Annotated in this window: 21 protein-coding genes; 14 read left to right on the top strand and 7 right to left on the bottom strand. The window is 53.7% G+C overall.

Annotated elements, in window-relative coordinates; all coding sequences use genetic code 11:
* Nucleotides 1–134 precede the first annotated feature (134 nt).
* The 5 genes from mcbA (at nt 135) to ybiJ (ending at nt 4,598) form a co-directional block, all read left to right on the top strand.
* Nucleotides 135–395, top strand: a complete 261-nt coding sequence (gene mcbA, locus OGY71_RS19465; protein ID WP_063940658.1) for a DUF1471 family periplasmic protein McbA — start codon at nt 135–137, stop codon at nt 393–395.
* 293 nt (nt 396–688) lie between these two features.
* Nucleotides 689–2,974 (top strand): catecholate siderophore receptor Fiu, encoded by a 2,286-nt coding sequence (locus OGY71_RS19460; protein ID WP_286613561.1) that lies wholly within the window; start codon nt 689–691, stop codon nt 2,972–2,974.
* 43 nt (nt 2,975–3,017) lie between these two features.
* Nucleotides 3,018–3,695: a PKHD-type hydroxylase YbiX gene (gene ybiX, locus OGY71_RS19455; protein WP_164562979.1), complete on the top strand. Its 678-nt coding sequence runs from the start codon at nt 3,018–3,020 to the stop codon at nt 3,693–3,695.
* Between the two features lie 75 nt (nt 3,696–3,770).
* Nucleotides 3,771–4,037: a DksA/TraR family C4-type zinc finger protein gene (locus tag OGY71_RS19450; protein ID WP_150344823.1), complete on the top strand. Its 267-nt coding sequence runs from the start codon at nt 3,771–3,773 to the stop codon at nt 4,035–4,037.
* Nucleotides 4,038–4,337: 300 nt separating this feature from the next.
* Nucleotides 4,338–4,598: a DUF1471 family protein YbiJ gene (gene ybiJ / locus OGY71_RS19445; RefSeq protein WP_003831561.1), complete on the top strand. Its 261-nt coding sequence runs from the start codon at nt 4,338–4,340 to the stop codon at nt 4,596–4,598.
* A 97-nt stretch (nt 4,599–4,695) separates the two neighbouring features.
* Here ybiJ and OGY71_RS19440 read toward each other — a convergent pair whose 3' ends face one another.
* The 5 genes from OGY71_RS19440 to OGY71_RS19420 all read right to left on the bottom strand — a co-directional run bounded on the left by OGY71_RS19440 (nt 4,696) and on the right by OGY71_RS19420 (nt 12,076).
* Nucleotides 4,696–5,781, bottom strand: a complete 1,086-nt coding sequence (locus tag OGY71_RS19440; protein WP_286613560.1) for a malate/lactate/ureidoglycolate dehydrogenase — start codon at nt 5,779–5,781, stop codon at nt 4,696–4,698.
* A gap of 161 nt (nt 5,782–5,942) precedes the next feature.
* Nucleotides 5,943–6,911 carry a DNA-binding protein YbiB gene (gene ybiB / locus OGY71_RS19435; protein ID WP_164562981.1) on the bottom strand — a complete coding sequence of 323 codons (969 nt, stop codon included), beginning with the start codon at nt 6,909–6,911 and terminating at the stop codon, nt 5,943–5,945.
* Between the two features lie 29 nt (nt 6,912–6,940).
* On the bottom strand, nt 6,941–9,091 hold the full coding sequence (gene dinG / locus OGY71_RS19430) for an ATP-dependent DNA helicase DinG (protein WP_071445151.1): 2,151 nt from the start codon (nt 9,089–9,091) through the stop codon (nt 6,941–6,943).
* Between the two features lie 177 nt (nt 9,092–9,268).
* Nucleotides 9,269–10,690 carry a DASS family sodium-coupled anion symporter gene (locus OGY71_RS19425; RefSeq protein ID WP_286613559.1) on the bottom strand — a complete coding sequence of 474 codons (1,422 nt, stop codon included), beginning with the start codon at nt 10,688–10,690 and terminating at the stop codon, nt 9,269–9,271.
* Nucleotides 10,691–10,723: 33 nt separating this feature from the next.
* Entirely contained in the window at nt 10,724–12,076 is a 1,353-nt protein-coding gene (locus OGY71_RS19420; protein WP_003831555.1) for a class-II fumarase/aspartase family protein, read from the bottom strand.
* Nucleotides 12,077–12,278: 202 nt separating this feature from the next.
* Between OGY71_RS19420 and OGY71_RS19415 the strand changes: the two genes are divergently transcribed.
* Complete coding sequence (locus tag OGY71_RS19415) at nt 12,279–13,013, top strand: GntR family transcriptional regulator (RefSeq protein ID WP_164562983.1); 735 nt, start codon at nt 12,279–12,281, stop codon at nt 13,011–13,013.
* Nucleotides 13,014–13,081: 68 nt separating this feature from the next.
* Here the strand turns inward: OGY71_RS19415 and rhlE are convergent, their stop codons facing one another.
* On the bottom strand, nt 13,082–14,428 hold the full coding sequence (gene rhlE / locus OGY71_RS19410) for an ATP-dependent RNA helicase RhlE (RefSeq protein ID WP_003831551.1): 1,347 nt from the start codon (nt 14,426–14,428) through the stop codon (nt 13,082–13,084).
* 221 nt (nt 14,429–14,649) lie between these two features.
* Between rhlE and cecR the strand changes: the two genes are divergently transcribed.
* From cecR to OGY71_RS19385, 5 genes are all read left to right on the top strand, one after another.
* A complete protein-coding gene (gene cecR, locus OGY71_RS19405) occupies nt 14,650–15,327 on the top strand; it encodes a transcriptional regulator CecR (protein ID WP_003831550.1) in 678 nt (225 codons plus the stop codon).
* The gene (gene hlyD, locus OGY71_RS19400; RefSeq protein ID WP_003831548.1) at nt 15,324–16,319 is read left to right on the top strand and encodes a secretion protein HlyD; all 996 of its coding nucleotides are present in this window, start codon (nt 15,324–15,326) and stop codon (nt 16,317–16,319) included. The genes cecR and hlyD overlap by 4 nt, the downstream gene beginning before the upstream one ends.
* A complete protein-coding gene (locus tag OGY71_RS19395) occupies nt 16,312–18,048 on the top strand; it encodes an ATP-binding cassette domain-containing protein (protein ID WP_003831546.1) in 1,737 nt (578 codons plus the stop codon). Before hlyD ends, OGY71_RS19395 begins: the two co-directional genes overlap by 8 nt.
* On the top strand, nt 18,041–19,174 hold the full coding sequence (locus OGY71_RS19390) for an ABC transporter permease (RefSeq protein WP_003831545.1): 1,134 nt from the start codon (nt 18,041–18,043) through the stop codon (nt 19,172–19,174). The genes OGY71_RS19395 and OGY71_RS19390 overlap by 8 nt, the downstream gene beginning before the upstream one ends.
* 115 nt (nt 19,175–19,289) lie before the next feature.
* The gene (locus OGY71_RS19385; RefSeq protein WP_003831543.1) at nt 19,290–20,396 is read left to right on the top strand and encodes an ABC transporter permease; all 1,107 of its coding nucleotides are present in this window, start codon (nt 19,290–19,292) and stop codon (nt 20,394–20,396) included.
* Here the strand turns inward: OGY71_RS19385 and OGY71_RS19380 are convergent.
* Nucleotides 20,358–20,768, bottom strand: coding sequence for a YbhQ family protein (locus OGY71_RS19380; RefSeq protein WP_003831542.1), 411 nt, complete (start codon nt 20,766–20,768; stop codon nt 20,358–20,360). The two genes, OGY71_RS19385 and OGY71_RS19380, sit on opposite strands and share 39 nt — an antisense overlap.
* 131 nt (nt 20,769–20,899) lie before the next feature.
* Between OGY71_RS19380 and OGY71_RS19375 the strand changes: the two genes are divergently transcribed.
* From OGY71_RS19375 to OGY71_RS19365, 3 genes are read left to right on the top strand one after another with little or no spacing between them, the layout of a single operon-like run.
* A complete protein-coding gene (locus tag OGY71_RS19375) occupies nt 20,900–21,661 on the top strand; it encodes an endonuclease/exonuclease/phosphatase family protein (protein ID WP_126318751.1) in 762 nt (253 codons plus the stop codon).
* On the top strand, nt 21,658–22,899 hold the full coding sequence (gene clsB / locus OGY71_RS19370) for a cardiolipin synthase ClsB (RefSeq protein WP_286613558.1): 1,242 nt from the start codon (nt 21,658–21,660) through the stop codon (nt 22,897–22,899). Before OGY71_RS19375 ends, clsB begins: the two co-directional genes overlap by 4 nt.
* Complete coding sequence (locus tag OGY71_RS19365; RefSeq protein ID WP_286613557.1) at nt 22,899–23,861, top strand: lysylphosphatidylglycerol synthase domain-containing protein; 963 nt, start codon at nt 22,899–22,901, stop codon at nt 23,859–23,861. Before clsB ends, OGY71_RS19365 begins: the two co-directional genes overlap by 1 nt.
* Nucleotides 23,862–23,889 lie beyond the last annotated feature (28 nt).

The raw sequence follows: 23,889 nt of genomic DNA, 5'->3' as shown, positions 1-23,889 counted from the left end.
TTTTTTACACCTGTTTGATGCTTTGCGAATTGTTCAAAAAACAGACAGCTCATCACCAATTTTTTGCGGTAAATGTCATCCCCTGACGACCTAAACTTATCAGGCACACCTGTTGTTTTTCAGAGGATATCACCATGAAGAAATGCCTCACATTACTTGCTGCTACCGTACTTTCCGGCATGACATTTGCCTCCTTTGCTGCACAGCCATACACCAGCTCAGCTACCGGTCAGCTACAAGCTTCCGGCACAGTATCCGCTACCGGCGCCTCTAACCTGAGCGACCTCGAAGACAAGCTGGCAGAGAAAGCGAAAGAGCAAGGGGCAAAAGGCTTTGTCGTTGATTCTGCGGGCGGCAAAAATCAGATGTACGGTACCGCAACCATCTATAAGTAACCCCCCCTTCTCAGCCCAACTGCATTCACCCCGAATGCAGTTTTCTGCGTGCGGTTCACTTCATTGCAGCTCAATTTGTAATCAATATGTTGGCATTTTGAATCCAATGTAAATAAATGTATTTATTTTTGAATTAATGAATGCTAAAACGTCGCACTGATTAGTAATGCTTATCAAAATCATTATCAATTACATATTCATTTCCGCGAGGCCTGCAGGGTATAACATCCATAGAGATGTCCCTTCGCGCGAGTGAAACCGTCCACTCAAACAATAATAAGTCACTCATTAACATGGATAAAAATCGCAACTTGCCGTCCAGTAGCTTTCACTCACTGACTTTTTTTGCCAGTCTGTGCATTGGCCTGTCCCCTATAGCTCAGGCTGTCGCTGCGGACGACCAGGATAAAAAACAAGAAGACACTCTGGTCGTTGAAGCGGCCAAACCTTCGCTGTACGCCCCAACACAGTCTGCCGACCCTAAATTCTCCCGTCCGGTGGCGGATACAACCCGCACCATGACGGTGATTTCTGAGCAGGTGATTAAGGATCAAGGCGCAACAAATCTGACCGACGCGCTGAAAAACGTCCCGGGCGTTGGCGCATTTTTCGCCGGTGAGAATGGTAACTCCAGCACCGGAGACGCGGTTTACATGCGTGGTGCGGATACCTCGAACAGTATTTATATCGACGGTATCCGTGATATTGGCAGCGTCACGCGCGACACCTTCAATACCGAACAGGTGGAAGTAATCAAAGGTCCTTCCGGTACCGACTATGGACGTAGCGCACCGACTGGGTCTATCAATATGATCAGCAAACAGCCACGCACCGACTCAGGAATCGATGCATCGGCCAGCGTCGGTAGCGCCTGGTTCCGCCGTGGTACGCTGGACATTAACCAGGTCATCGGCGAGACCACCGCCGCACGTTTAAACCTGATGGGCGAAAAAACGCATGATGCCGGTCGCGATAATGTTAAGAATGAACGTTACGGTGTGGCCCCCTCTCTCGCTTTTGGCTTAGGGACTGAGAACCGACTGTACCTGAACTATCTACATGTCACCCAGCACAACACGCCGGATGGCGGCATCCCTACCATTGGCCTGCCGGGATATTCCGCACCTTCTGCGGGGACTTCTGCACTGAATCATTCAGGCAAAGTGGATACGCATAATTTCTACGGTACCAACTCGGATTATGACGATTCGACAACCGATACCGCGACGATGCGTTTTGAACATGACCTGAACGACAGCACCACTATTCGCAACACCACCCGCTGGTCGCGCATTAAACAGGATTATCTGATGACGGCGGTGATGGGCGGCGCGTCTAACATCACCCAACCCACCAGCAGCGTCGACAGCTGGACCTGGTCACGCCTGGCAAATACCAAGGATGTCAGCAATAAGATCTTGACCAACCAGACCAACCTGACCTCAACGTTCTACACGGGCTCCATCGGTCACGACATCAGCACCGGTGTGGAGCTGACGCGCGAAACACAAACCAACTATGGCGTGGCGCCGATCACCCCACCACCGGTGAATATCTATCACCCCGACAGCAATGTGAATATCGGCGGATTGTCTCGTAACGGCGCCAACGCTAACGGGCAAACAGACACCTTCGGTGTATACGCTTTTGATACGCTACAAATTACCCGTGAATTCGAGCTGAACGGTGGTATTCGCCTCGACAATTACCGCACAGAATATGACAGCGCCACCGCTTGCGGCGCTTCCGGTCGCGGCGCAGTCGCGTGCCCGACAGGCGTGGCTAAAGGTTCCCCGGTCACCACTGTGGATACTGCCAAATCAGGCAATCTGGTGAACTGGAAAGCTGGCGCGCTGTATCACCTGACCGATAACGGTAACGTGTACATCAACTATGCCGTTTCTCAGCAACCGCCGGGCGGCAGCAACTTTGCTCTTGCTCAGGGCGGCAGCGGTAACAGTGCGAATCGTACCGATTTCAAACCGCAGAAAGCGAAAACCAGCGAGATCGGCACCAAATGGGAGGTGCTGGATAAGCGCCTGCTGTTAACCGCTGCGATTTTCCGCACGGATATTGAGAATGAAGTTGAGCAGAACGACGACGGTACCTATTCCCAGTACGGAGAGAAACGCGTTGAAGGCTACGAGCTCTCGGTAGCAGGCAACATCACCCCCGCATGGCAGATTATTGGGGGTTACACCCAGCAACGCGCGACCATCCACAGCGGTAAAAACGTTGCTCAGGATGGCTCCTCTTCCCTGCCATATACACCGGAACATGCGTTCACGCTGTGGAACCAGTATCAGGCTACCAATGATATCTCCGTTGGCGCAGGCGCTCGCTACGTGGGTAGTATGCATCGCGGTTCCGACGGTGCAGTGGGTACGCCATCCTACACTGAAGGTTACTGGGTCGCTGACGCCAAACTGGGCTATCGCGTGAATCACAATCTCGATTTCCAGCTAAACGTCTATAACCTGTTCGACACCGATTATGTATCCTCCATAAACAAGAGTGGATACCGTTATCATCCGGGCGAGCCAAGAACTTTCCTGCTCACCGCCAATATGCATTTCTAATCCATCGCGTGGGGCGTAAGCCCCACTTTCAGGAGAAATACTGATGATGTACCACATTCCCGGCGTTCTGTCGGCGCAGGATGTAGCCTGGTTTCGTGAACAACTGGACGCTGCCGACTGGGTTGATGGCCGCGCAACCACCGGCGCTCAGGGGGCGCAGGTAAAAAACAACCAGCAGGTGAATACGCAAAGTGAACGCTACGGCGTTTTACAACAGGCGGTACAGACTGCGGTAAGTAACAGCGCGCTTTTCTTCGCCGCAGCACTACCAAAAACGCTCTCCACACCGCTGTTTAATCGCTACCAGGACAACGAGACCTACGGTTTTCACGTCGACGGTGCGGTGCGTAGCCATCCGCAAAACGGCTGGATGCGCACGGACCTTTCCGCAACTTTATTCCTGAGTAACCCGAATGATTATGAAGGGGGAGAACTGCTGGTCAATGATACTTACGGCCAGCATGCGGTGAAGCTTCCGGCAGGCGATCTGGTGCTTTACCCTTCCAGCAGCCTACATTGCGTCACGCCAGTGACCCATGGCGTTCGTGTAGCGTCTTTTATGTGGATACAGTCGATGGTCCGTGACGACAAAAATCGCGCCATGCTTTTTGAACTGGATAAAAACATTCAATCCCTGAAAGCTCGCCATGGGGAGAGCAGCGAGATCCTGTCATTACTCAATCTCTACCATAACCTGCTGCGTGAATGGTCTGAAATCTGATACTGCTGGCGCGTGGTCGTTTTTCAATCATCACCTTCGCTATACTTAGTCTGTAGACATCAGCAGGAGGTACACATGGCATCCGGATGGGCAAATGACGACGCGGTTAACGAACAGATCAACAATACTATTGAAGATGCTGTTGCCCGCGCTCGCGGTGAGTTACCGACAGGGGAAAGTCTGTATGAATGCGAAGAATGCGGCAATCCTATCCCTCAGGCCAGACGTGAGGCCGTGCCAGGGGTACGCTTGTGCATCGCCTGCCAACAGGATAAAGATTCACATAGCTCAGCATTTTCAGGATATAATCGCAGAGGTTCGAAAGACAGCCAGCTACGTTGACTTATCTTTACCAAAAGTTTCAGCGCATACGATTTCCTTTACGAGCACGATTTTTTGCACCCTGTGTAGCAAAATGTGCCGTTGTCGCCTTCTCTGTAAAGCGCAATGACAAGAACTGTAAATCCCTTACTCGAATTTATTAATATTCAATAAGTTATTTGTCATTCAATTTATTTGATTGATGTGGTCAATTCTATTCGATTTTCTCTCACCAAAAAAAACGTGATACTTATCACATCGACGGAACAACGTCTTCTTAAAGAACACTGACTAACAGAACAACCCTGCGAGAGATTAATCATGAAAAATATCAAATTTGCTGTTGCTGCCATCGCCCTGTCTACCCTGTCATTTGGCGTTTTCGCTGCCGAGCCGGTTTCCTCTACTCAGGCGCAAAACATGAACAAAATTGGTGTGGTATCTGCTGACGGCGCTACTACGCTGGACGGCCTGGAAGCCAAACTGGCTGAGAAAGCGAATGCAGCTGGCGCAACTGGCTACAGCATCACTTCCGCTATCGGCAAAGACAAAATGAGCGGCACCGCGGTTATCTATAAATAACCGAAAGATTACCTGTACGACCCAATGCTCCAACCCTCATTGACCCTGTTTGTTACCCTTTGTTTGCCCGTCCGCCACTGGACGGGCTTTTTTTTGCCTATTTTTCCAGCCGTTGACAGAATTCCTGCAACACGGTGTCTGGCATCCCAATTTGCAGTGCCGCCTCACAAATCGCTTGCCAGCTTCCGGCATCCAGCGGAATACCGTGTTCCAGCCGTTCCTCGCGAGTATTCACCTCCCACTCCCCAGGCAACAGGATCGGGGCATCTTCAGCATGCGGGGACGCTTTCACCCACTCAGCAAATGCCGCGACCTGGTTGTCGCAGTCCGGCGCGCAGAACAGTTGTGGATTCATAATGATGGTGGTCATACAGTTAATGATGGCGTCCGCGCTGGTCTGCAGGCTCTCTTCATGTGTGGTTTTACCGCCAGAAAGCGCACCGCCCATAATTTCGCACATCGCCGCCAGCGCATACCCCTTGTGCTCGGCAAAGGTCAGCAACGACCCCAGCGGAGAAACCTGCATTACCGCAGGATCGGTAGTGGGCACACCCTCCACATCAATCAGGCATCCTGGAGCCACCGGCTCGCCCTTATGCCATGCCACACGGGTTTTGCCAAACGCGATGGCGCTGGTTGCATAGTCCAGCAACAGTGGGAAGGTATCTTTACGCGGGAATACGACGCAGAAGGGATTGGTGCCAAAACGGCTATCGCGGCCATGAAACGGTGCGACCATCGGGATCCCCACCACATTCACAAAATGCACCGAGACAAAACCTGCTGCCGCACATTGCTCCGCCCAGTAGCCAATACGGCCGATATGGTGCGAATTATGTAATGCCACAGCGGCGATTCCGTACTGACGCGCCTTTTCGATTCCAAGCGTGATTGCCTCGTGCGCCGCCACCTGACCAAACGCACAGTCGCCGTCAAGCGTAATCACCGCCCCCGCATCTTTTACCACTTTGGCATGACGGTTGATCTGCAGATGCCCCTGCGAGAATGAGCGAATATAGCTTGGGATCATACCGATGCCATGGGAGTCGTGACCGGCGAGGTTAGAGGCTATCAGATGGTCGGCCACCAGCCGCGCCTCCTGATCATTGCTTCCCATCTGATGAAAAACGGCCTGGATAAAGGCGTGCAGCGTTGGCACATGGAAGCGATGTCCACTGTTCATTGTTATCTCCTTTGTGTCGCGTGTTTGTTGTGTTTCTTATTTTTCAACAAACTATGCTGCGCCACGGTGCGCTGGAGGTCAATAAACGTGCAGAAATTTCACATTGCCGAAAAGAGAGAACCGACAGGCCAGGCAACAGGCCCGTCGGGATAACAAATGGTTTAGAAACTTTGCTCGACGCGGGCAAGTCCTTCAGCCAGTGAGGCGGACTCACCGGTTGCCACCAGGCAGCAGGCCATCTGGATTTTCAACGATGCCGGAACAGGCTCGCTGCCAACCAGACAACGCTCAATCCAGCGCGCGGTGGTTTCCGGGTCTTTTGCTACCGGTAGCGGTACCGGCTCGTCAGGCATCTCGCTCTGTCGGTCTTGTAGCACTCGCACACCGGATGAATCGATCAGGCTTATCTGCGGGCAGCGCTGCGGGTTGGCATACACTTCGCCCTCGGTACCATGCATCAACAGGCCGCGCCCACCGATATCGCCGAAGAACTTCGCCACGCGCGAAACGTATTCCGGGTGGGACACGCTGGAAAGACGCAGCGCGGCATCTTCAGCAAACGGCGTGGCTAATTTAGCCAGCGTGTGCGCACTGTTACGCACACCCATGCGCCAGCGCATCGCCAGCTGTTTCTCCAGCGGAGGGCAAAGCGTGCTCACCGGAATAAACACCGGCTCATGACCATCCAGCTTTGCCTGCGCCTGCCCGGCATGCAGCGTTGGCGTAATTCCCATCAGTTCGAAAATGGTTTCAGTCAGCACGCGGGTCGGATCCTCGCTGACGCCGTGCACCACCACCGGGAAGCCAAGTTTATGCAATAAAATCGCCAGCAGCGGAGTCAAATTCGCCTGCTTGCGCGCACCATTGTAGCTGGGAATGACAATCGGCATGGGTTTGGCTACCGGCGGAGTCAGGCGAATGGTGTGGTTTTGCATCGCTTCGTAAAAGCCCAGCATCTCCGCTTCACCTTCGCCCTTGATACGTAGCGCAATCAGTACCCCGCCCATCTCGAGGTCAGGTACGTCGCCGTTCATCATATGGGTATACAGTCCGCGAGCGGTATCCTTGTCCAGGTCACGCGCGTGATTTTTTCCTCGCCCAATCTCTTTAATGATTTTGCGGTAATCCATCGATAACTCCTTGCCTGTTGCTCGCATCGTTAACGCCGACGGCGGCGCGTGGGTTTCGCTTTTTCTTTTGGTTTTACTATAACGTCTGGCACAGCAGGTTGCTCTATCGGAAATATGGGTAACGCGTTCAGTAAACGCTTGCCATAGCTTTTGGTCAATAAACGCTTGTCATAAATAACCACTTCTCCCCAGCAGCCATGGCTACGGATGAGTCGCCCAACCTGCTGGATCAAATTGAACGACGCCGCAGGCAGGCTCTGCACCTCGAAGGGGTAGCGGTTCAGGCTTTTCAACCACTCGCCCTCGGTGATCACCACCGGACTGTCGATAGGCGGAAAAGCAATTTTGTGAATATGCACCTGAGTCAGCAGATCGCCTTTCAAGTCCAGACCTTCAGCAAAAGATTGCAGCCCAACCAGCACGCTGCGCTCGCCGTTGGTCACCCGTTTGCGGTGCAACTCCACCAGACGGTAGCGCGGCTGATCGCCCTGCACCAACAACAGCAGGCGCAAATCGGTAACGTGCTCAAGAAAACGCTGCATCGCCCGACCGCTGGCAAAGAGTACCAGCATGCCCTGATGCTTTTTACTCTCCAGCTGTTCACGAAAATAGGCGGCCATTTCCGCGATATGCTGCTCTTCGTTATCAATTAACGGTTCATAGCGCATTTGCGGAATGACGATTTTGCCCTGTTCAACGTGATTAAACGGTGAATCCAGCGCGACAAACCGGTCTCCTGCTTTTTCCTTCAGACCGCTCATCTCCTGCAAACGCGAGAAGCTGTTGAGCGAGCGCAGCGTTGCGGAAGTGACAATAATATGCGGGACGCTACGCCACAGCAGTCGTTCTAGCTGATCGCTCACACGAATCCCCACGCAGTGGAACCAGACGTGGATCTGCCCGTCACGCACCTCGCGCGTCGCCCATTTACTTACCGGTGCACCTGACGACTGCGCGAGCGATGCTAGCCGCCACAGTTTGCTTTGCGCCTCAAACATGCCAAGCGCCCGGTTCATCTGCAAAATAACCCGATGCAGACGCACGATATCGTGAGTGCCGGTTTTTTCGCTGAGATCGTTGAGGAACAGTTCCGCCAGACCGCGCAGCATTTCTGTTAGCTTTGCCAGACGCTGACAAATCTCCATCACTTCCGTAGGCAATTCGCCCATCGCGAAGCGGTGTTCTGCCTCCTGGGTAGCGGGCATATACAGATTAAGAATGTTATTGAGCGATGAAATCAGCTCATACAGCTCCTCACAGTGACCGTTCAGACGCTCGGCATTTGCCAGTGGCGGCGTGGTCTTCGGGCGAAACTGCTCCAGGCAGGTAGCCACTAATTTGCAAAATAGATCCAACTGCAGTCGATACCAGGGGGCGCTGATTTCTGCGCTCATCTCCAGCGCATCGCGCGCGACATCCGGCAAATGGTGGCCTTCATCAAGTACCAGCAGTAGATTTTTCGGCTCCGGCAAAACGGCTTCGCTTTCCATGGCCGCCATTACCAGCGCATGATTAGCCACGACCACTTCAGCTTCCTGAATCTCCCGGCGGGCGACAAAAAAAGGGCATTCACGATAGTAGTGACAGTTGCGATTCAGACAGCTGGCTTTATCGGTGCTCAGACGCTGCCAGAGTCCGTCGTCGATAGCGATATCGGTGTGATCGCGCAGCCCGTCCCACTTGTAGCTGTCGAGATCGCCTTTTAGCCTGGCACAGCGCTTTTGTTCTTCCTGGTTGTTGGGCGTCAGGTCATCGTCGAGAAAAGCCAGCAGATCCTGCTGATTGGGTTCAGTGCTGGCCAGCGCCGCTAAGTTACGCGGGCAGACATAGCGTCCGCGACCAAACGCAGCGGTAAAACGCAGGTCGGGGATAATTTTGCGCAGCAGCGGTAAATCTTTGCTGTAGATCTGGTCCTGCAAAGCGACGTTGGCGGTACTGACCACCAGCGTTTTTTGTTCTTCACGCGCGATGGCAATACCGGGGATCAGATACGACAGGGTTTTCCCCACCCCGGTCGGTGCTTCAATCGCCAGATGTCGCCCTTCTTCCCCGGAGAGCGTTTTCGCGACGTCAGCAATCATCTGCCGCTGCGGCGCACGGGGGATAAAGTCGGGGATCTGTTCCTGAAGCGCCTTGTACCAGGCGGCGATTTGCGCTTTTAGCGCAGCCGTAAGTGCCATGAGAAAACCTGAAATACTGTATAAACAGCCACTATTGTGGCACATTTCAGGCGTTGGATGTACCTTTTTCCCCCATTCTGGAAAGCGCTTCGCAGCTCTGGCTTAAATTACCGGATGGCGGCTTACACCTTATCCGGCCTACAGTCAGGTACATTGCAGGCCGAATAAACGTGTCGGTTAATAGTATCCCAGCAGCTTCCACCACAGCATGCCCACTGCAAAAATGATAATCACATTTGCCGTTACCACACAGAGGTTAATTTTGTAAAAACGCGGTCGTTCAAAATAGCCCTGGGCAAAATAAATAGGACCAGGTCCGCCACCATACTCGGTATTCCCCCACATCAGATTACTAAAGATACCGAAGCAAATAGCAACCATCATCGGCGGTGCACCCGCAGCTATCGCCGTGGCCGCGAAAGGAGCATACAGCGCAGCTACGTGCCCGGTAGCCGTAGCAAAGAGATAGTGGACGTAAATGTAAAGGATTCCCAGCACAATAAAGGACTCAATCGCACCAAACCCTTGAATACCGCTGCCTAACTTTATTGTCATCCATTTAATAAAACCCAGATCGGCAAGTCCGGTCGCAAGGCTAATAATGACGCTAAACCAGATAACCGTATCCCAGGCTGCATGGTCATTAAGCAAACTTTTCCAGCTAACAGCACCCGAAGCAAACAGATAAGCAGCCAGCCCCAGCCCGACAGATGTGGCAGACAATCCAGTAATCAAACTGGTGCCCCAGCCAACCAGCGCCAGCACAAAACCAAACGCGACCTTTTTCTCGTTGCTGCTCATCGAACCGAGCTCACCGAGCGCCTGCTTACCCATCGCTTTTGCCTCTGGCGTACGCTTAAGCTCAGGATCCAATAATTTATAGACCAGTAGCGGCATCAGACAGAAACAAACCATCGCAGGGACTACTGCGGAAATAAACCATCCGCCCCAGGTTATCTCCATACCCAATGACGATTTCGCCAGGCTCGCTACCAGCGGATTCGCCGCCATCCCGGTGAGAAATATCGCCCCGGTAATCGGCGTAAACTGGAAGCACACCATGGTTAAGAAATCGCCAATACGTTTGCCCGTTACCCCTGGAGCGGAGCCCAACACATCATTGATGGAACGCGTGATGGGAAAAATTATGCCCCCGGACCGCGCAGTTACTGACGGCATTGCCGGGGCCATAATCAGATCGGAAACCCCCAGTGAGTAAGCAATACCCAGGCTGCTGCCGCCAAAGAGCGATAACATTTTATACGCAATACGTTTCCCCAGTCCTGACGTCACAAACCCCAGAGACAAGACGTAGGCGCAGAAAATGAGCCATACCGTACCGGACGCAAACCCTGACAGCGCCTTTGCCTCTGGTAACGTTTTGGTGAAAATAACCACGCAAAGTGCAATCAACATCACCGCCCCCGAAGGGAGCGGCTGAGTGAGAATGGCGGCAATGGTCGCGGCAAATATCGCGAACATATGCCAGGCCTGAGGTGTTAGACCATCAGGAACAGGATAAAACCAAATGATCGCGCTTATCGCCAGCGGTATCAGGAACGACAGAATGGATTTTCCCGTGACAGAATTCGTTGACATAAAAATATCCTTATTCCGTTAGCCCGAGAGCATTCATTTCCGCGACATGTATCTTGCTAATACCTGATCCACCATCGCCGGTGCCATTCCAAGGTAATTTGCCGGGTCGGTCAGTTTTTCAATCAACTGTGGGTCCAGTCGTTCAGAGACAGATGGCATCGCATTCAGCACATCAGCCAATCGTCCACCTTGTTCGTTGACGATACGACAGGCGTCATACACCACGTCATGTGCATCCTGACGACCAATATACGGAGCCAACCCCATCATGACCGCTTCAGCCACAATCAATCCGTTAGTCATGCCTAGGTTACGTTTCATCGCCTCTTCATCGACCACCAGCCCCGCCAGCATAAAGTTGGCCTGATGCAATGCCCCCGCGCTGAGAACGAAACTTTCCGGGATAGCAATCCATTCGGCATGCCACGGCCCGGTTGCTCGCTCCAGATCTTGCACCATCGCATCAAGCATCAACCCTGCCTGTTGGCGAACACCTTTGGCGCAGGCCAGCATCAGCTCGCTGGAAATAGGGTTGCGTTTCTGCGGCATGGTACTGCTGGCGCCACGCCCTTTAACAAACGGCTCATACAGTTCGCCAAACTCGTTTGCTGCCAGCAGCATTACGTCGTAGGCAATCTTGCCCAGCGACCCGGTAATCACCGCTAACAGGTTCACCGCTTCGGCAAAACCATCACGCGCGACGTGCCAGGTGGATGTTGGGACATTTAGCCCAAGCTCTTCCATCATCGCTTTTTGTACCGCGAGGCCTTTATCCCCCAGTGATGCCAGCGTACCGGCTGCCCCCGCAAATTCGCCGACCAATACACGAGGACGCGCCTGGGTAAGACGTTCCGCGTGGCGTTCAAACATATCCAGCCAGATGGCAGTTTTGTAGCCAAAGGTCACGGGCAAAGCCTGTTGTAAATGGGTTCGTCCGGCCATCGGCGTATCACGGTAGCGGCGTGAAAGATCGGCCAGCGTGGCGCGGAGTTTGTCCATATCGGACTCAATGAGCGCAAAAGCATCACGAATTTGCAGAACCACTGCGGTGTCCATAATGTCCTGAGTGGTGGCCCCCCAATGCACATAACCTCCGGACTCGCCTGCCTGTTTAGAAATCTGGTGCACCAGCGGTAGGATCGGATAACCCACAATTTCGGTTTCATGGCGCAATAAATCAAAATCGAGCGTGTCAGCATTACATTTTTCTGCGATTTCCTGCGCCGCAGCCTCGGGTATCACACCGCAGCGTGCCTGGGCTTTGGCTAATGCCACTTCCACTTCCACGTATTTGCGTACCAGCTCGCGATCGTCAAACACCGCGCGCATCGCCGGTGTGCCGAAAGAATCCCTGAACAGAACAGAATCAAGTACATTCGAAGCCATAAATCCCCCTGGAAAATCTGATAATGATAAGATGCGTGTTTACGGCAGTTTGTTGGATATTCAAATGCCGCCACAATGTCCAGACACAAACAAATGTCCGTACATTTGAATGTACGGACATTTATAGTATTCATAAGAAATGTAGGGAATAGTCCGTACAAATTTTCGTGATAAAGATCACTAATATTTTGATGAAACTGCGATGAAAGAATCTCTGTACAAGCGAATAGCACGTGAACTGGCGCAGCAAATTGCGGTGGGAACTTTTGCCCCCGGTTCGCTGTTTCCTACGGAAATGGAACTGTGCGAAACATGGCAGGTCAGCCGCCACACCATGCGTGAGGCGTTAAGGGAATTAACAGAGCAAGGTCTGATATCACGGCGTAAAGGCGCGGGAACCCGCGTTTGCGAACCTAAGGCTAACGGCGTCAATCACCCGCTATCGCATCTTGAGGATCTGTTGCTGCTGGCCAAAAACAATCTGCGCGTCATCAAGAAAATCGATGAGATTGTGGCGGACATAGAGTTGTCCCTGATGATTGGCTGCCCGCCCGGTTCCCGTTGGCTGCACATTGCCAGCACTCGCGAAGATGCGCAAAACCCCGACGCGCCAATCTGCTGGACGGACAGTTATGCCAGCACGGATTACGCCAAGCTGCGTACGTACATCCGTGACGATCCACACTCGTTAATCAGCGATTTGATCGAAACGCATTACGGTATTAAAAGCCATGAGGTGCATCAGACCATTACGGCTGTCGGCGTGCCCAAAAAGGTGGCAAAGATTCTCAATGTAGCACCTGATTCGCCAGCGATGAGAATCGTGCGTCGTTATCTGGACAGGGACGGGAAAGTATTTGAGACGACGATTTCGATTCACCCGGCAGGACGATATACCTGCTCAATCGTGCTGAAATCGCAAAGTTCGGGGGAGTGATTGACCTATCCGGTCTACACAGTGTGTAGGCCGGATAGCGTGTTTATACTGCCATACAGCAAGGTGAATTACTGTGCTGCAGACGGTTTGCGCGGACGGCGCGGTGGACGAGGCTTATCGCCTGCCGGTTTGCCTTCTCCGCTACGCGGTTTCGCTTTTGGCGCACCGCCATCCTGACGACGCGGCTGCTGGCCACGCCCTGCTCCGCCCTGCCCACGACCACCGCCGCCGCCACGCTGCTGGCGACCGTTCTGGATCGGCTCAGCTTTAATGGACGGATCTGGCTCGTAGCCTGGCGTTGCAATACGCGGGATCTCTTTTTTCAGCAACTTCTCGATATCACGCAACAGCTTGTGTTCATCGACGCACACCAGAGACAACGCTTCGCCGGTAGCGGCCGCACGACCGGTACGACCAATGCGGTGCACATAGTCTTCCGGGACGTTTGGCAGCTCGTAGTTCACCACGTGCGGTAACTCTTCAATGTCCAGACCACGTGCGGCAATATCGGTCGCTACCAGCACGCGAATATCACCGGATTTAAAATCAGCCAGCGCACGCGTACGCGCACCCTGAGATTTATTACCGTGGATAGCCGCACTGCGGATGCCGTCTTTATTCAGCTGCTCTGCCAGATGGTTCGCGCCATGTTTGGTACGGGTAAACACCAGCACCTGCTGCCAGTTGCCCTGACCAATCATCTGCGACAGCAGTTCACGTTTACGTTTTTTATCAACGAAATGAACGTGCTGAGTAACCTGCTCTGACGCGGTATTACGACGCGCCACTTCAATTTCCAGCGGGTTGTGCAACAGTTTTTCGGCCAGCGATTTAATGTCATCAGAGAACGTTGCCGAGAACAGCAGGTTCTGACGTTTTGCCGGCAGTTTTGCCAGAACGCGACGAATATCGTGAATAAAGCCCATATCCAGCATGCGGTCAGCTTCATCCAGTACCAGGATCTCAACCTGATCCAGTTTCACCGCATTCTGGTGTTCCAGATCGAGCAAACGACCCGGAGTGGCGATCAGCACATCTACGCCGCCACGCAGCTTCATCATCTGCGGGTTAATACTGACGCCACCGAAGACCACCAGCGAGCGAATATTCAGATACTTACTGTAATCACGGACGTTTTCGCCAATCTGGGCCGCCAGTTCGCGGGTTGGCGTGAGGATCAGCGCACGAACCGGACGACGGCTTTTACCATGCGGCTGATTGGTGATCAGGTGCTGCAACAGCGGCAAGGTAAATCCTGCCGTTTTCCCCGTACCGGTCTGGGCGCTGGCCATCAGATCGCGGCCTTCCAGCACGGCAGGAATAGCCTGCTGCTGAATAGGGGTAGGTTCACGGTAACCCTGCTCGGCAACGGCACGTAAAATTTCAGGGTTTAAACCAAGGGAATCAAAAGACATAACAACTCCGAACCGCCCTGACCGTTACCGGTGTCGTTTTCAGGGAGATACATACAATAGAGATGACAAAAACCACAATGTCATGAAGGGGCGGAGTGTAGCAGTTTTTGTGATGTGCCGCATAAATTATCCCTTCACTGGAAAATAACGCTCCGGACTGGACAAGGCTACACATCAGTCATAATCTTAATCAATCGATTGATTAAGATCAGAGTCGTGCCATGAATACACCCACCATGACAACCAAAGGTGAACAGGCGAAGAACCAGCTCATTGCCGCCGCATTGGCGCAATTCGGCGAGTATGGTCTGCACGCCACGACGCGCGATATCGCTGCACAGGCCGGGCAAAACATTGCGGCTATCACCTACTATTTTGGCTCAAAAGAGGATTTATATCTCGCCTGCGCCCAGTGGATTGCGGATTTTATCGGTGCACAGTTTCGCCCGCACGCTGAAGAGGCCGAGCGTTTATTCGCCCAACCAGAGCCGGACCGTGGCGCGATGCGCGAACTGATCCTGCGCGCCTGCAAAAATATGATCATGCTGTTAACTCAGGACGACACCGTTAACCTGAGCAAATTTATCTCGCGTGAACAGCTTTCCCCCACCGCGGCTTATCAACTGGTGCACGACCAGGTTATCAATCCGCTGCATACACATCTGACGCGCCTGATTGCCGCCTATACGGGCGGCGATGCCAATGATACCCAAATGATTCTGCACACCCACGCCATTCTCGGCGAGGTGCTGGCTTTTCGTCTGGGGAAAGAAACCATTCTGTTGCGTACGGGCTGGTCACAATTTGATGAGGATAAAACCGCGCTGATTGACCAAACGATCACCTGTCACATCGATCTTATTCTGCAAGGTTTAACGCAAAGGAGTCTGGAGTCATGAAAAAACCTGTCGTTCTCGGGCTGGTTATCGCGGCCCTCGTTGCCGTGATTGCCGGTGGAACGTGGTGGTATCAGAGTCGGCAAGATAACGGCCTGACGCTATACGGCAATGTCGATATCCGTAGCGTCAACCTGAGTTTTCGTGTCGGCGGCAGGCTGGCCTCGCTGGCGGTTGACGAAGGCGATGCCATTACCGCCGGCCAGGTGCTGGGTGAACTGGACCGCGCACCGTATGAAAACGCATTGATGCAGGCAAAAGCCAATGTAGCTGCCGCACAGGCGCAATACGATCTGATGCTGGCAGGGTATCGCGAAGAAGAGATCGCGCAAACCGCGGCGGCAGTCAAACAGGCGCAGGCCGCCTATGATTACGCGCAGAACTTTTACAATCGGCAGGTCGGATTGTGGAAAAGCCGCACCATTTCAGCCAACGATCTGGAAAACGCCCGTTCATCTCGCGATCAGGCGTTAGCTTCGCTGAAATCCGCGCAGGATAAACTCACGCAATATCGCAGCGGTAATCGTGTGCAGGACATCGAGCAGGCAAAAGCCACGCTCGAACAAGCTCAGGCCGAGCTGGCACAGGCAGAGCTTAATTTGCATGACACCACGCTGACCTCGCCGTCTGACGGCACGCTTCTCACCCGTGCGGTTGAACCCGGCAGCATGCTGAACGAAGGGGGCACAGTACTGACGCTGTCGCTCACGCGTCCGGTTTGGGTTCGTGCTTACGTTGACGAACGAAATCTGAGCCAGGCGCAGCCAGGACGTGAGATCCTGCTCTATACCGATGGCCGACCGGACAAACCGTATCACGGCAAAATCGGCTTCGTTTCTCCTACCGCCGAATTTACCCCGAAAACGGTCGAGACTCCTGACCTGCGTACCGACCTGGTTTATCGCCTGCGAATTGTCGTCACCGACGCGGACGATTCGCTGCGCCAGGGAATGCCGGTAACGATTAAGTTTGGCGATGAGGCACGGCATGAATGACGCCGTCATTACGCTTAAAGGGCTGACGAAAAACTTTGCCGGAATGGAAAAGCCGGCCGTCGCCCCGCTCGACTGTACCGTTCATGCGGGCTACGTGACCGGACTTGTCGGGCCTGACGGCGCGGGCAAAACCACGCTGATGCGAATGCTGGCGGGATTATTAAAACCTGATGCCGGAAGTGCTGCGGTGATTGGTTTTGACCCCATCAAAGACGACAGCGCGCTCCATGCGGTGCTGGGCTATATGCCGCAGAAATTTGGTCTGTACGAAGATTTAACCGTCATGGAGAACCTCAATCTCTATGCCGACTTACGCAGCGTCACCGGTGAAGCGCGAGAAAAAACCTTTGCCCGACTACTGGAGTTTACCTCGTTAGGGCCGTTTACCGGGCGACTGGCGGGCAAGCTTTCTGGCGGCATGAAGCAGAAGCTCGGGCTTGCCTGTACGCTGGTTGGCGAACCCAAAGTGTTGCTGCTGGATGAGCCAGGCGTGGGTGTCGACCCTATTTCCCGTCGCGAACTGTGGCAAATGGTCCACGAACTGGCCGGGGACGGCATGCTGATCCTCTGGAGTACGTCGTATCTGGATGAAGCAGAGCAATGCCGTGATGTGCTGCTGATGAACGAAGGTGAACTGTTATACCAGGGCGATCCTACTCAGCTTACGCAAACCATGGCGGGTCGTAGCTTCCTGATGAGCAGTCCACAGGAAAACAACCGCCGACTGCTGCAACGCGCGTTAAAGCTGCCGCTGGTCAGCGACGGAATGATTCAGGGTAAATCCGTCCGTTTAATCCTGAAAAAAGAGGCTACTGCTCAGCAGATCCAAAACGCTGACGGCATGCCGGAGATAACCATCAACGAAACAGCCCCCCGCTTCGAAGATGCCTTTATCGATTTACTCGGCGGAGCCGGAACATCGGAGTCCCCACTGGGCGCTATCCTGCATACCGTGGAAGGCACGCCAGGCGAAACGGTGATCGAAGCCAAAGCGTTGACCAAGAAATTTGGCGATTTTGCCGCTACCGACCACGTAGACTTTGCCGTGCAGCGCGGCGAGATTTTTGGTCTGTTAGGCCCTAATGGCGCTGGCAAATCCACCACCTTTAAAATGATGTGCGGCCTGCTGGTCCCCACTTCCGGCAAAGCGCTGGTGCTGGATATGGACCTGAAAGTCAGCTCCGGCAAAGCGCGTCAGCATCTGGGCTATATGGCGCAGAAATTCTCCCTGTACGGTAACCTGACGGTTGAACAGAATCTCCGCTTTTTCTCCGGCGTCTACGGCCTGCGCGGTCGGGCGCAGAAAGAGAAAATCGATCGTATGAGCGAGGCATTTGGCCTGAAAAGTATCGCCTCCCACGCCACCGACGAACTGCCGCTGGGCTTTAAGCAGCGTCTGGCGCTGGCCTGCTCGCTGATGCATGAACCCGACATTCTGTTCCTTGATGAACCCACTTCTGGGGTCGATCCTCTTACCCGCCGCGAGTTCTGGTTGCATATCAACAGCATGGTGGAAAAAGGCGTCACGGTGATGGTGACCACCCACTTTATGGATGAGGCGGAATACTGCGATCGCATCGGGTTGGTATATCGCGGCAAGCTGATTGCCAGCGGTACGCCAGACGACCTGAAGGCTCAGGCTGCCGACAGCGACACGCCGGACCCGACCATGGAACAGGCGTTCATCACGCTAATCAATGACTGGGATAAGGAGCATACGCATGAGTAACTCCGCTCTCTCCTGGCGTCGCGTACGTGCGCTTTGCGTGAAAGAGACGCGCCAGATCGTCCGCGATCCCAGCAGTTGGCTGATTGCGGTGGTGATCCCGCTGCTGCTGCTGTTTATCTTCGGCTACGGGATCAACCTCGACTCCAGCAAGCTGCGGGTAGGGATTTTGCTCGAACAGCAGAGCGAAGAGGCGCTGGATTTTACCCATACCATGACCGGTTCGCCGTATATTGACGCCACCATCAGCGATAATCGCCAGGAACTGATTGAGAAAATGCAGGCCGGGCGCATTCGCGGGCTGGTGGTGATCCCGGTGGATTTTGCCCAGCAGATGGCACGACCCAATGACGTGGCACCGATCCAGGTGATCACCGACGGCAGCGAACCCAATACCGCCAACTTTGTGCAGGGTTATGTCGAAGGCATCTGGCAAATCTGGCAGCAACAGCGGGCAGAAGATCGTGGGGAATCGTTCAAACCATTGATCGACGTGCAGACCCGTTACTGGTTTAACCCGGCGGCCATCAGCCAGCACTTTATTATTCCCGGGGCGGTCACCATCATCATGACGGTGATTGGCGCCATCCTCACCTCATTAGTGGTGGCGCGCGAATGGGAGCGCGGCACCATGGAAGCGCTGCTGTCTACCGAAGTCACCCGCGTCGAGCTACTGCTGTGCAAACTGATCCCGTATTACTTTCTGGGCATGCTGGCGATGCTGCTGTGTATGCTGGTGTCGGTGTTTATTCTTGGCGTGCCCTACCGCGGCTCGTTGCTGATCCTGTTTTTCATTACCAGCCTGTTTCTGCTCAGTACGCTGGGTATGGGGTTGCTTATTTCCACCATCACCCGCAACCAGTTTAACGCCGCGCAGGTCGCGCTGAACGCCGCCTTCCTGCCCTCGATTATGTTATCGGGTTTTATCTTCCAGATAGACAGCATGCCCGCGATTATCCGGGCGGTAACCTACATTATTCCGGCGCGTTATTTCGTCAGCACCCTGCAAAGCCTGTTCCTGGCGGGCAATATTCCGGTGGTGCTGATTATCAACGTGCTGTTTTTAATCGCTTCGGCGGTGATGTTTATTGGCCTGACGTGGCTTAAAACCAAACGTCGGCTGGATTAAATATGTGTATGGATAATTGTAGCCGTAGGCCGGATAAGGCGTTCACGTCGCCATCCGGCATTATGCCTGATGCGCTTTGCTTATCAGGCCTACAAACTGGACTGAGAGGACGGGCATGTTTCATCGCTTATGGACATTAATTCGCAAAGAGCTGCAATCGCTGTTACGCGAACCGCAGACGCGAGCCATTCTGATTTTACCGGTGCTGATTCAGGTTATCCTGTTCCCGTTCGCGGCAACGCTGGAAGTCACCAACGCCACAATTGCTATCTATAACGAAGACAACGGTAAACATTCGGTTGAGCTTACCCAGCGCTTCGCCCGCGCCAGCGCTTTTACGCATGTTCTGCTGCTGAAAAGCCCGCAGGAGATCCAGCCCACCATCGACACGCAAAAAGCCCTGCTGTTGGTGCGTTTCCCGGCCAATTTTTCGCGTAATCTGGATACCTTCCAGCAGGCACCCATGCAGATTATCCTAGACGGGCGAAACTCCAACAGCGCGCAAATTGCCGCGAATTACCTGCAGCAAATCGTTAAGGAGTATCAGCAGGAGCTGATGGACGGCAAGCCGAAACCGAACAACAGTGAGCTGGTAGTGCGTAACTGGTACAACCCGAATCTGGATTACAAATGGTTTGTGGTTCCGTCGCTGATCGCCATGATCACCACCATCGGCGTAATGATCGTCACCTCGCTCTCGGTTGCCCGCGAGCGTGAGCAAGGCACACTGGATCAACTGCTGGTTTCCCCGCTGACCACCTGGCAGATTTTTATCGGTAAAGCGGTGCCCGCGCTCATTGTGGCTACTTTTCAGGCCACCATTGTGCTGGCGATCGGTATCTGGGCTTATCACATTCCGTTTGCCGGTTCATTGGGGCTGTTCTATTTCACGATGGTGATTTACGGGCTGTCGCTGGTTGGCTTTGGTCTGCTGATTTCGTCACTGTGCGCCACCCAGCAGCAGGCGTTTATCGGCGTGTTTGTGTTTATGATGCCGGCGATTTTACTCTCGGGCTACGTCTCACCGGTCGAAAACATGCCGGTCTGGTTGCAGAATCTGACGTGGATAAACCCGATCCGCCATTTTACGGACATCACGAAACAAATTTACCTGAAAGATGCGAGTCTGAAGATTGTCTGGGGAAGCTTGTGGCCGCTGTTGGTGATAGCGGCCACGACCGGATCAGCGGCGTATGCGATGTTTAGACGCAAGGTGATGTAGCTTTTTGTCTTTCGCCAGCAGCGAGACCACGGCGGGTCCGGCAAGGATTACCAGCCCCGCCAGTGCCAGCAAGACGTTGTTTTGCAGCACACGCGACAGCAGCCACAGCACGATCATTGCGGCACCGAAATACCACGTCGTGGTCAACTCTTCCAGCACATCAGCCACGTCGCGCCAGCGCTGTTCGTGGTGACGTTGCAATGCCAGCATCAATAAAACCGTAACGCCGTACACGACGCACAATCCCAGGCCGACATGCACCAGTCTGCCGCTCATCCAGCCCATTACCAGCAACGCCACTACCAGTAAATGCAACACTATCTGCCAGCAACTTAGACCCGTTGCGACACGAACACGTTGTTGCCACCTCATGGCTATTCTCCTGAAGGATTTTCGACTAATTGTTCAGAGTACCGGACTTTACGGAAAATTCCGCAACACCGCATCTTTTTGTGACGACGACTACACTATTTTATTTAGGAAGTGACGCCATCGGGAGGCTCATGAGCGGATCGGGAGTTCAATTTTCATTCAATGTGCTCACCATTAATACTCACAAAGGGTTCACCGCCTTCAACCGGCGTTTTATTTTGCCTGAGCTACGGGAGGCCGTCAGAACGGTTGGGGCAGACATTGTATGTCTGCAGGAAGTCATGGGCGCACACGAAGCGCATTCGCTGCACATTGATAACTGGCCGGATACCAGCCATTACGAATTTCTGGCGGACACCATGTGGAGCGACTTCGCCTACGGGCGTAACGCCGTGTACCCGCAGGGACATCATGGTAATGCGGTGCTGTCGCGGTATCCCATTGAGCATTATGAAAATCGTGATGTGTCAGTCGGCGCGAGTGAAAAGCGCGGAGTCCTTTACTGCCGAATCGTACCGCCAATGCTCTCCCACCCCATCCATGTGATGTGTGTACATCTCGGCCTGCGTGAAGCTCACCGCCAGACCCAGCTCTCTATGCTGGCAGACTGGGTTAACGCCCTACCCAACGCGGAGCCCGTAGTGATTGCCGGAGATTTTAATGACTGGCGGCAAACGGCCAATCGTCCGTTGAAAGCCAAAGCTGGCCTTGACGAGATTTTTACCCGCGCCCACGGCCGCCCGGCGCGAACCTTTCCGGTGCAGTTTCCCCTGCTGCGCCTGGACAGGATCTATGTGAAAAACGCGAATGCCAGTACCCCAACGACGCTGGCGCTGCGTCACTGGCGACATTTGTCCGATCATGCCCCCCTGAGTGCGGAGATTCATTTATGAAATATGGCTGGCGTGAAGGCAATCAAATTCAACTGCTGGAAAATGGCGATCAATTCTACCCCGCCGTCTTTGACGCCATTGAGCAGGCAGAGCAAAAAATTATCCTTGAGACCTTTATCTGGTTTGAAGATGCGGTCGGAAAACGGCTGCATGCCGCGTTGCTCGAAGCCGCCCGGCGAGGTATCAAAGCAGAGGTGCTGCTGGATGGCTACGGCTCGCCGGATCTGAGCGACAGTTTTGTTGAAGAGCTGACCGTAGCCGGCATTGTTTTCCGCTACTACGATCCGCGCCCGCGCCTGTTCGGTATGCGCACCAATCTCTTTCGCCGTATGCATCGAAAAATAGTGGTCATTGATGACCGTGTTGCCTTTGTCGGCGGCATCAATTACTCCGCTGAACATATGTCTGATTACGGCCCGGAGGCCAAACAGGATTACGCCGTGCGCGTTGAAGGTCCAGTCGTAGCCGACATCCTAAGATTCGTGCTGGAAAACTTGCCCGGACAGAGCGCCGTACGACGCTGGTGGCGACGTCATCACCGGGCAATCGACAATCATCGCCCTGGCGAAGCGCAGGCGCTGTTTGTCTGGCGCGATAACGAAGAGCATCGCGATGATATTGAACGCCACTATCTGAAAATGCTGACCCAGGCCCGGCGGGAAGTGATTATCGCCAATGCCTATTTCTTTCCAGGATACCGCCTGCTGCATGCCCTGCGTAAAGCGGCACGACGCGGCGTTCGGGTAAAACTCATCGTGCAGGGTGAACCGGATATGCCGATTGTGAAAGTGGGCGCCCGCCTGTTGTACAACTATCTGGTTAAAGGTGGCGTCCATGTCTATGAATACCGCCGTAAACCTCTGCATGGCAAAGTGGCGCTGATGGACGATCACTGGGCGACGGTGGGATCCAGCAATCTTGATCCGCTGAGCCTGTCGCTGAATCTGGAAGCAAATCTGATTATTCATGACCGCACGTTTAACCAGACCCTGCGCGACAACCTGAACCCTATTATTACGCAGGACTGCAAGCGGGTTGATGAATCCATGCTGCCAAAACGCACCTGGTGGAACCTGACTAAAAGCGTGTTGGCCTTCCACTTTTTACGCCACTTCCCGGCGCTGGTCGGCTGGCTTCCGGCGCATACCCCGCATCTGGCCGAGATAGAGCCGCCCGCGCAGCCCGCTCTGGAAACTCAGGACCGTATACAAACTGAGGATGCAGGAGGGAAAACCTGATGGCAAAAAATCACCGACGCTGGCGGTTAGCGAAAAAGATCCTCACATGGTTATTTTTTATTGCGGTGACCGTGTTGCTGGTTGTTTATGCCAGCAAAGTCAACTGGCAGGAAGTGTGGACGGTAATTCACGATTACAACCGGATCGCCCTGCTCAGCGCCGTGGGGTTGGTGATCGTCAGTTATTTACTTTACGGCTGTTATGATCTGCTCGGCCGCTACTACTGCGGTCACAAACTGGCAAAACGCCAGGTCATGCTGGTGTCGTTTATTTGTTACGCCTTCAACCTGACGTTGAGCACCTGGGTGGGCGGTATTGGGATGCGTTATCGCCTTTACTCGCGCCTCGGGTTGCCGGGGGGCACAATAACGCGGATTTTTTCGCTGAGCATAACCACCAACTGGCTGGGCTATATTCTGCTGGGCGGTTTTATTTTTACCTTCGGCGTCGTCGAACTGCCCGCACACTGGTATATCGATGAAGGCACATTGCGCATTTTAGGCATAGCGCTGCTGATGATTATTGTTGTTTATCTGTGGTTTTGCGCTTTCGCTAAACATCGTCACATCACCATCAAGGGCCAAAAGCTGGTGCTACCCTCGTGGAAATTTGCCCTCGCGCAAATGGCGATATCCGGGGCTAACTGGATGGTTATGGGGGCGATTATTTGGTTGTTGCTGGGCCAGAACATCAACTATTTCTTTGTGCTGGGCGTGCTGCTGGTGAGCAGTATTGCCGGGGTTATTGTGCATATTCCGGCGGGGATCGGCGTGCTGGAGGCAGTGTTTATGGCGTTGCTGGCGGGAGAGAACACGTCTCAGGGGACAATCATTGCTGCCCTGCTTGCGTATCGCGTGTTGTACTATTTTATTCCGCTGCTGCTGGCGCTGATGTGTTATTTGCTGTTGGAGAGTCGGGCGAAAAAGCTACGGGCAAAGAACGAGAAGGCGATGGCGAAATAAGGGTGTATATAGTGCCGGATGCGGCCTA

Origin of the sequence: Citrobacter sp. Cpo109, from assembly GCF_030332565.1 — a bacterium.
Lineage (GTDB): Bacteria > Pseudomonadota > Gammaproteobacteria > Enterobacterales > Enterobacteriaceae > Citrobacter > Citrobacter portucalensis.
Note: the sequence above shows the minus strand (reverse complement) of the source record. Positions and strands in the feature narration are given on the sequence as shown.

What these genes read in the sequence shown, in the direction of transcription:
- mcbA (WP_063940658.1), top strand. Translation starts at nt 135, where the DNA reads ATGAAGAAATGCCTCACATTACTTGCTGCTACCGTACTTTCCGGCATG.
- OGY71_RS19460 (WP_286613561.1), top strand. Translation starts at nt 689, where the DNA reads ATGGATAAAAATCGCAACTTGCCGTCCAGTAGCTTTCACTCACTGACT.
- ybiX (WP_164562979.1), top strand. Translation starts at nt 3,018, where the DNA reads ATGATGTACCACATTCCCGGCGTTCTGTCGGCGCAGGATGTAGCCTGG.
- OGY71_RS19450 (WP_150344823.1), top strand. Translation starts at nt 3,771, where the DNA reads ATGGCATCCGGATGGGCAAATGACGACGCGGTTAACGAACAGATCAAC.
- ybiJ (WP_003831561.1), top strand. Translation starts at nt 4,338, where the DNA reads ATGAAAAATATCAAATTTGCTGTTGCTGCCATCGCCCTGTCTACCCTG.
- OGY71_RS19440 (WP_286613560.1), bottom strand. Translation starts at nt 5,781, where the DNA reads ATGAACAGTGGACATCGCTTCCATGTGCCAACGCTGCACGCCTTTATC.
- ybiB (WP_164562981.1), bottom strand. Translation starts at nt 6,911, where the DNA reads ATGGATTACCGCAAAATCATTAAAGAGATTGGGCGAGGAAAAAATCAC.
- dinG (WP_071445151.1), bottom strand. Translation starts at nt 9,091, where the DNA reads ATGGCACTTACGGCTGCGCTAAAAGCGCAAATCGCCGCCTGGTACAAG.
- OGY71_RS19425 (WP_286613559.1), bottom strand. Translation starts at nt 10,690, where the DNA reads ATGTCAACGAATTCTGTCACGGGAAAATCCATTCTGTCGTTCCTGATA.
- OGY71_RS19420 (WP_003831555.1), bottom strand. Translation starts at nt 12,076, where the DNA reads ATGGCTTCGAATGTACTTGATTCTGTTCTGTTCAGGGATTCTTTCGGC.
- OGY71_RS19415 (WP_164562983.1), top strand. Translation starts at nt 12,279, where the DNA reads ATGAAAGAATCTCTGTACAAGCGAATAGCACGTGAACTGGCGCAGCAA.
- rhlE (WP_003831551.1), bottom strand. Translation starts at nt 14,428, where the DNA reads ATGTCTTTTGATTCCCTTGGTTTAAACCCTGAAATTTTACGTGCCGTT.
- cecR (WP_003831550.1), top strand. Translation starts at nt 14,650, where the DNA reads ATGAATACACCCACCATGACAACCAAAGGTGAACAGGCGAAGAACCAG.
- hlyD (WP_003831548.1), top strand. Translation starts at nt 15,324, where the DNA reads ATGAAAAAACCTGTCGTTCTCGGGCTGGTTATCGCGGCCCTCGTTGCC.
- OGY71_RS19395 (WP_003831546.1), top strand. Translation starts at nt 16,312, where the DNA reads ATGAATGACGCCGTCATTACGCTTAAAGGGCTGACGAAAAACTTTGCC.
- OGY71_RS19390 (WP_003831545.1), top strand. Translation starts at nt 18,041, where the DNA reads ATGAGTAACTCCGCTCTCTCCTGGCGTCGCGTACGTGCGCTTTGCGTG.
- OGY71_RS19385 (WP_003831543.1), top strand. Translation starts at nt 19,290, where the DNA reads ATGTTTCATCGCTTATGGACATTAATTCGCAAAGAGCTGCAATCGCTG.
- OGY71_RS19380 (WP_003831542.1), bottom strand. Translation starts at nt 20,768, where the DNA reads ATGAGGTGGCAACAACGTGTTCGTGTCGCAACGGGTCTAAGTTGCTGG.
- OGY71_RS19375 (WP_126318751.1), top strand. Translation starts at nt 20,900, where the DNA reads ATGAGCGGATCGGGAGTTCAATTTTCATTCAATGTGCTCACCATTAAT.
- clsB (WP_286613558.1), top strand. Translation starts at nt 21,658, where the DNA reads ATGAAATATGGCTGGCGTGAAGGCAATCAAATTCAACTGCTGGAAAAT.
- OGY71_RS19365 (WP_286613557.1), top strand. Translation starts at nt 22,899, where the DNA reads ATGGCAAAAAATCACCGACGCTGGCGGTTAGCGAAAAAGATCCTCACA.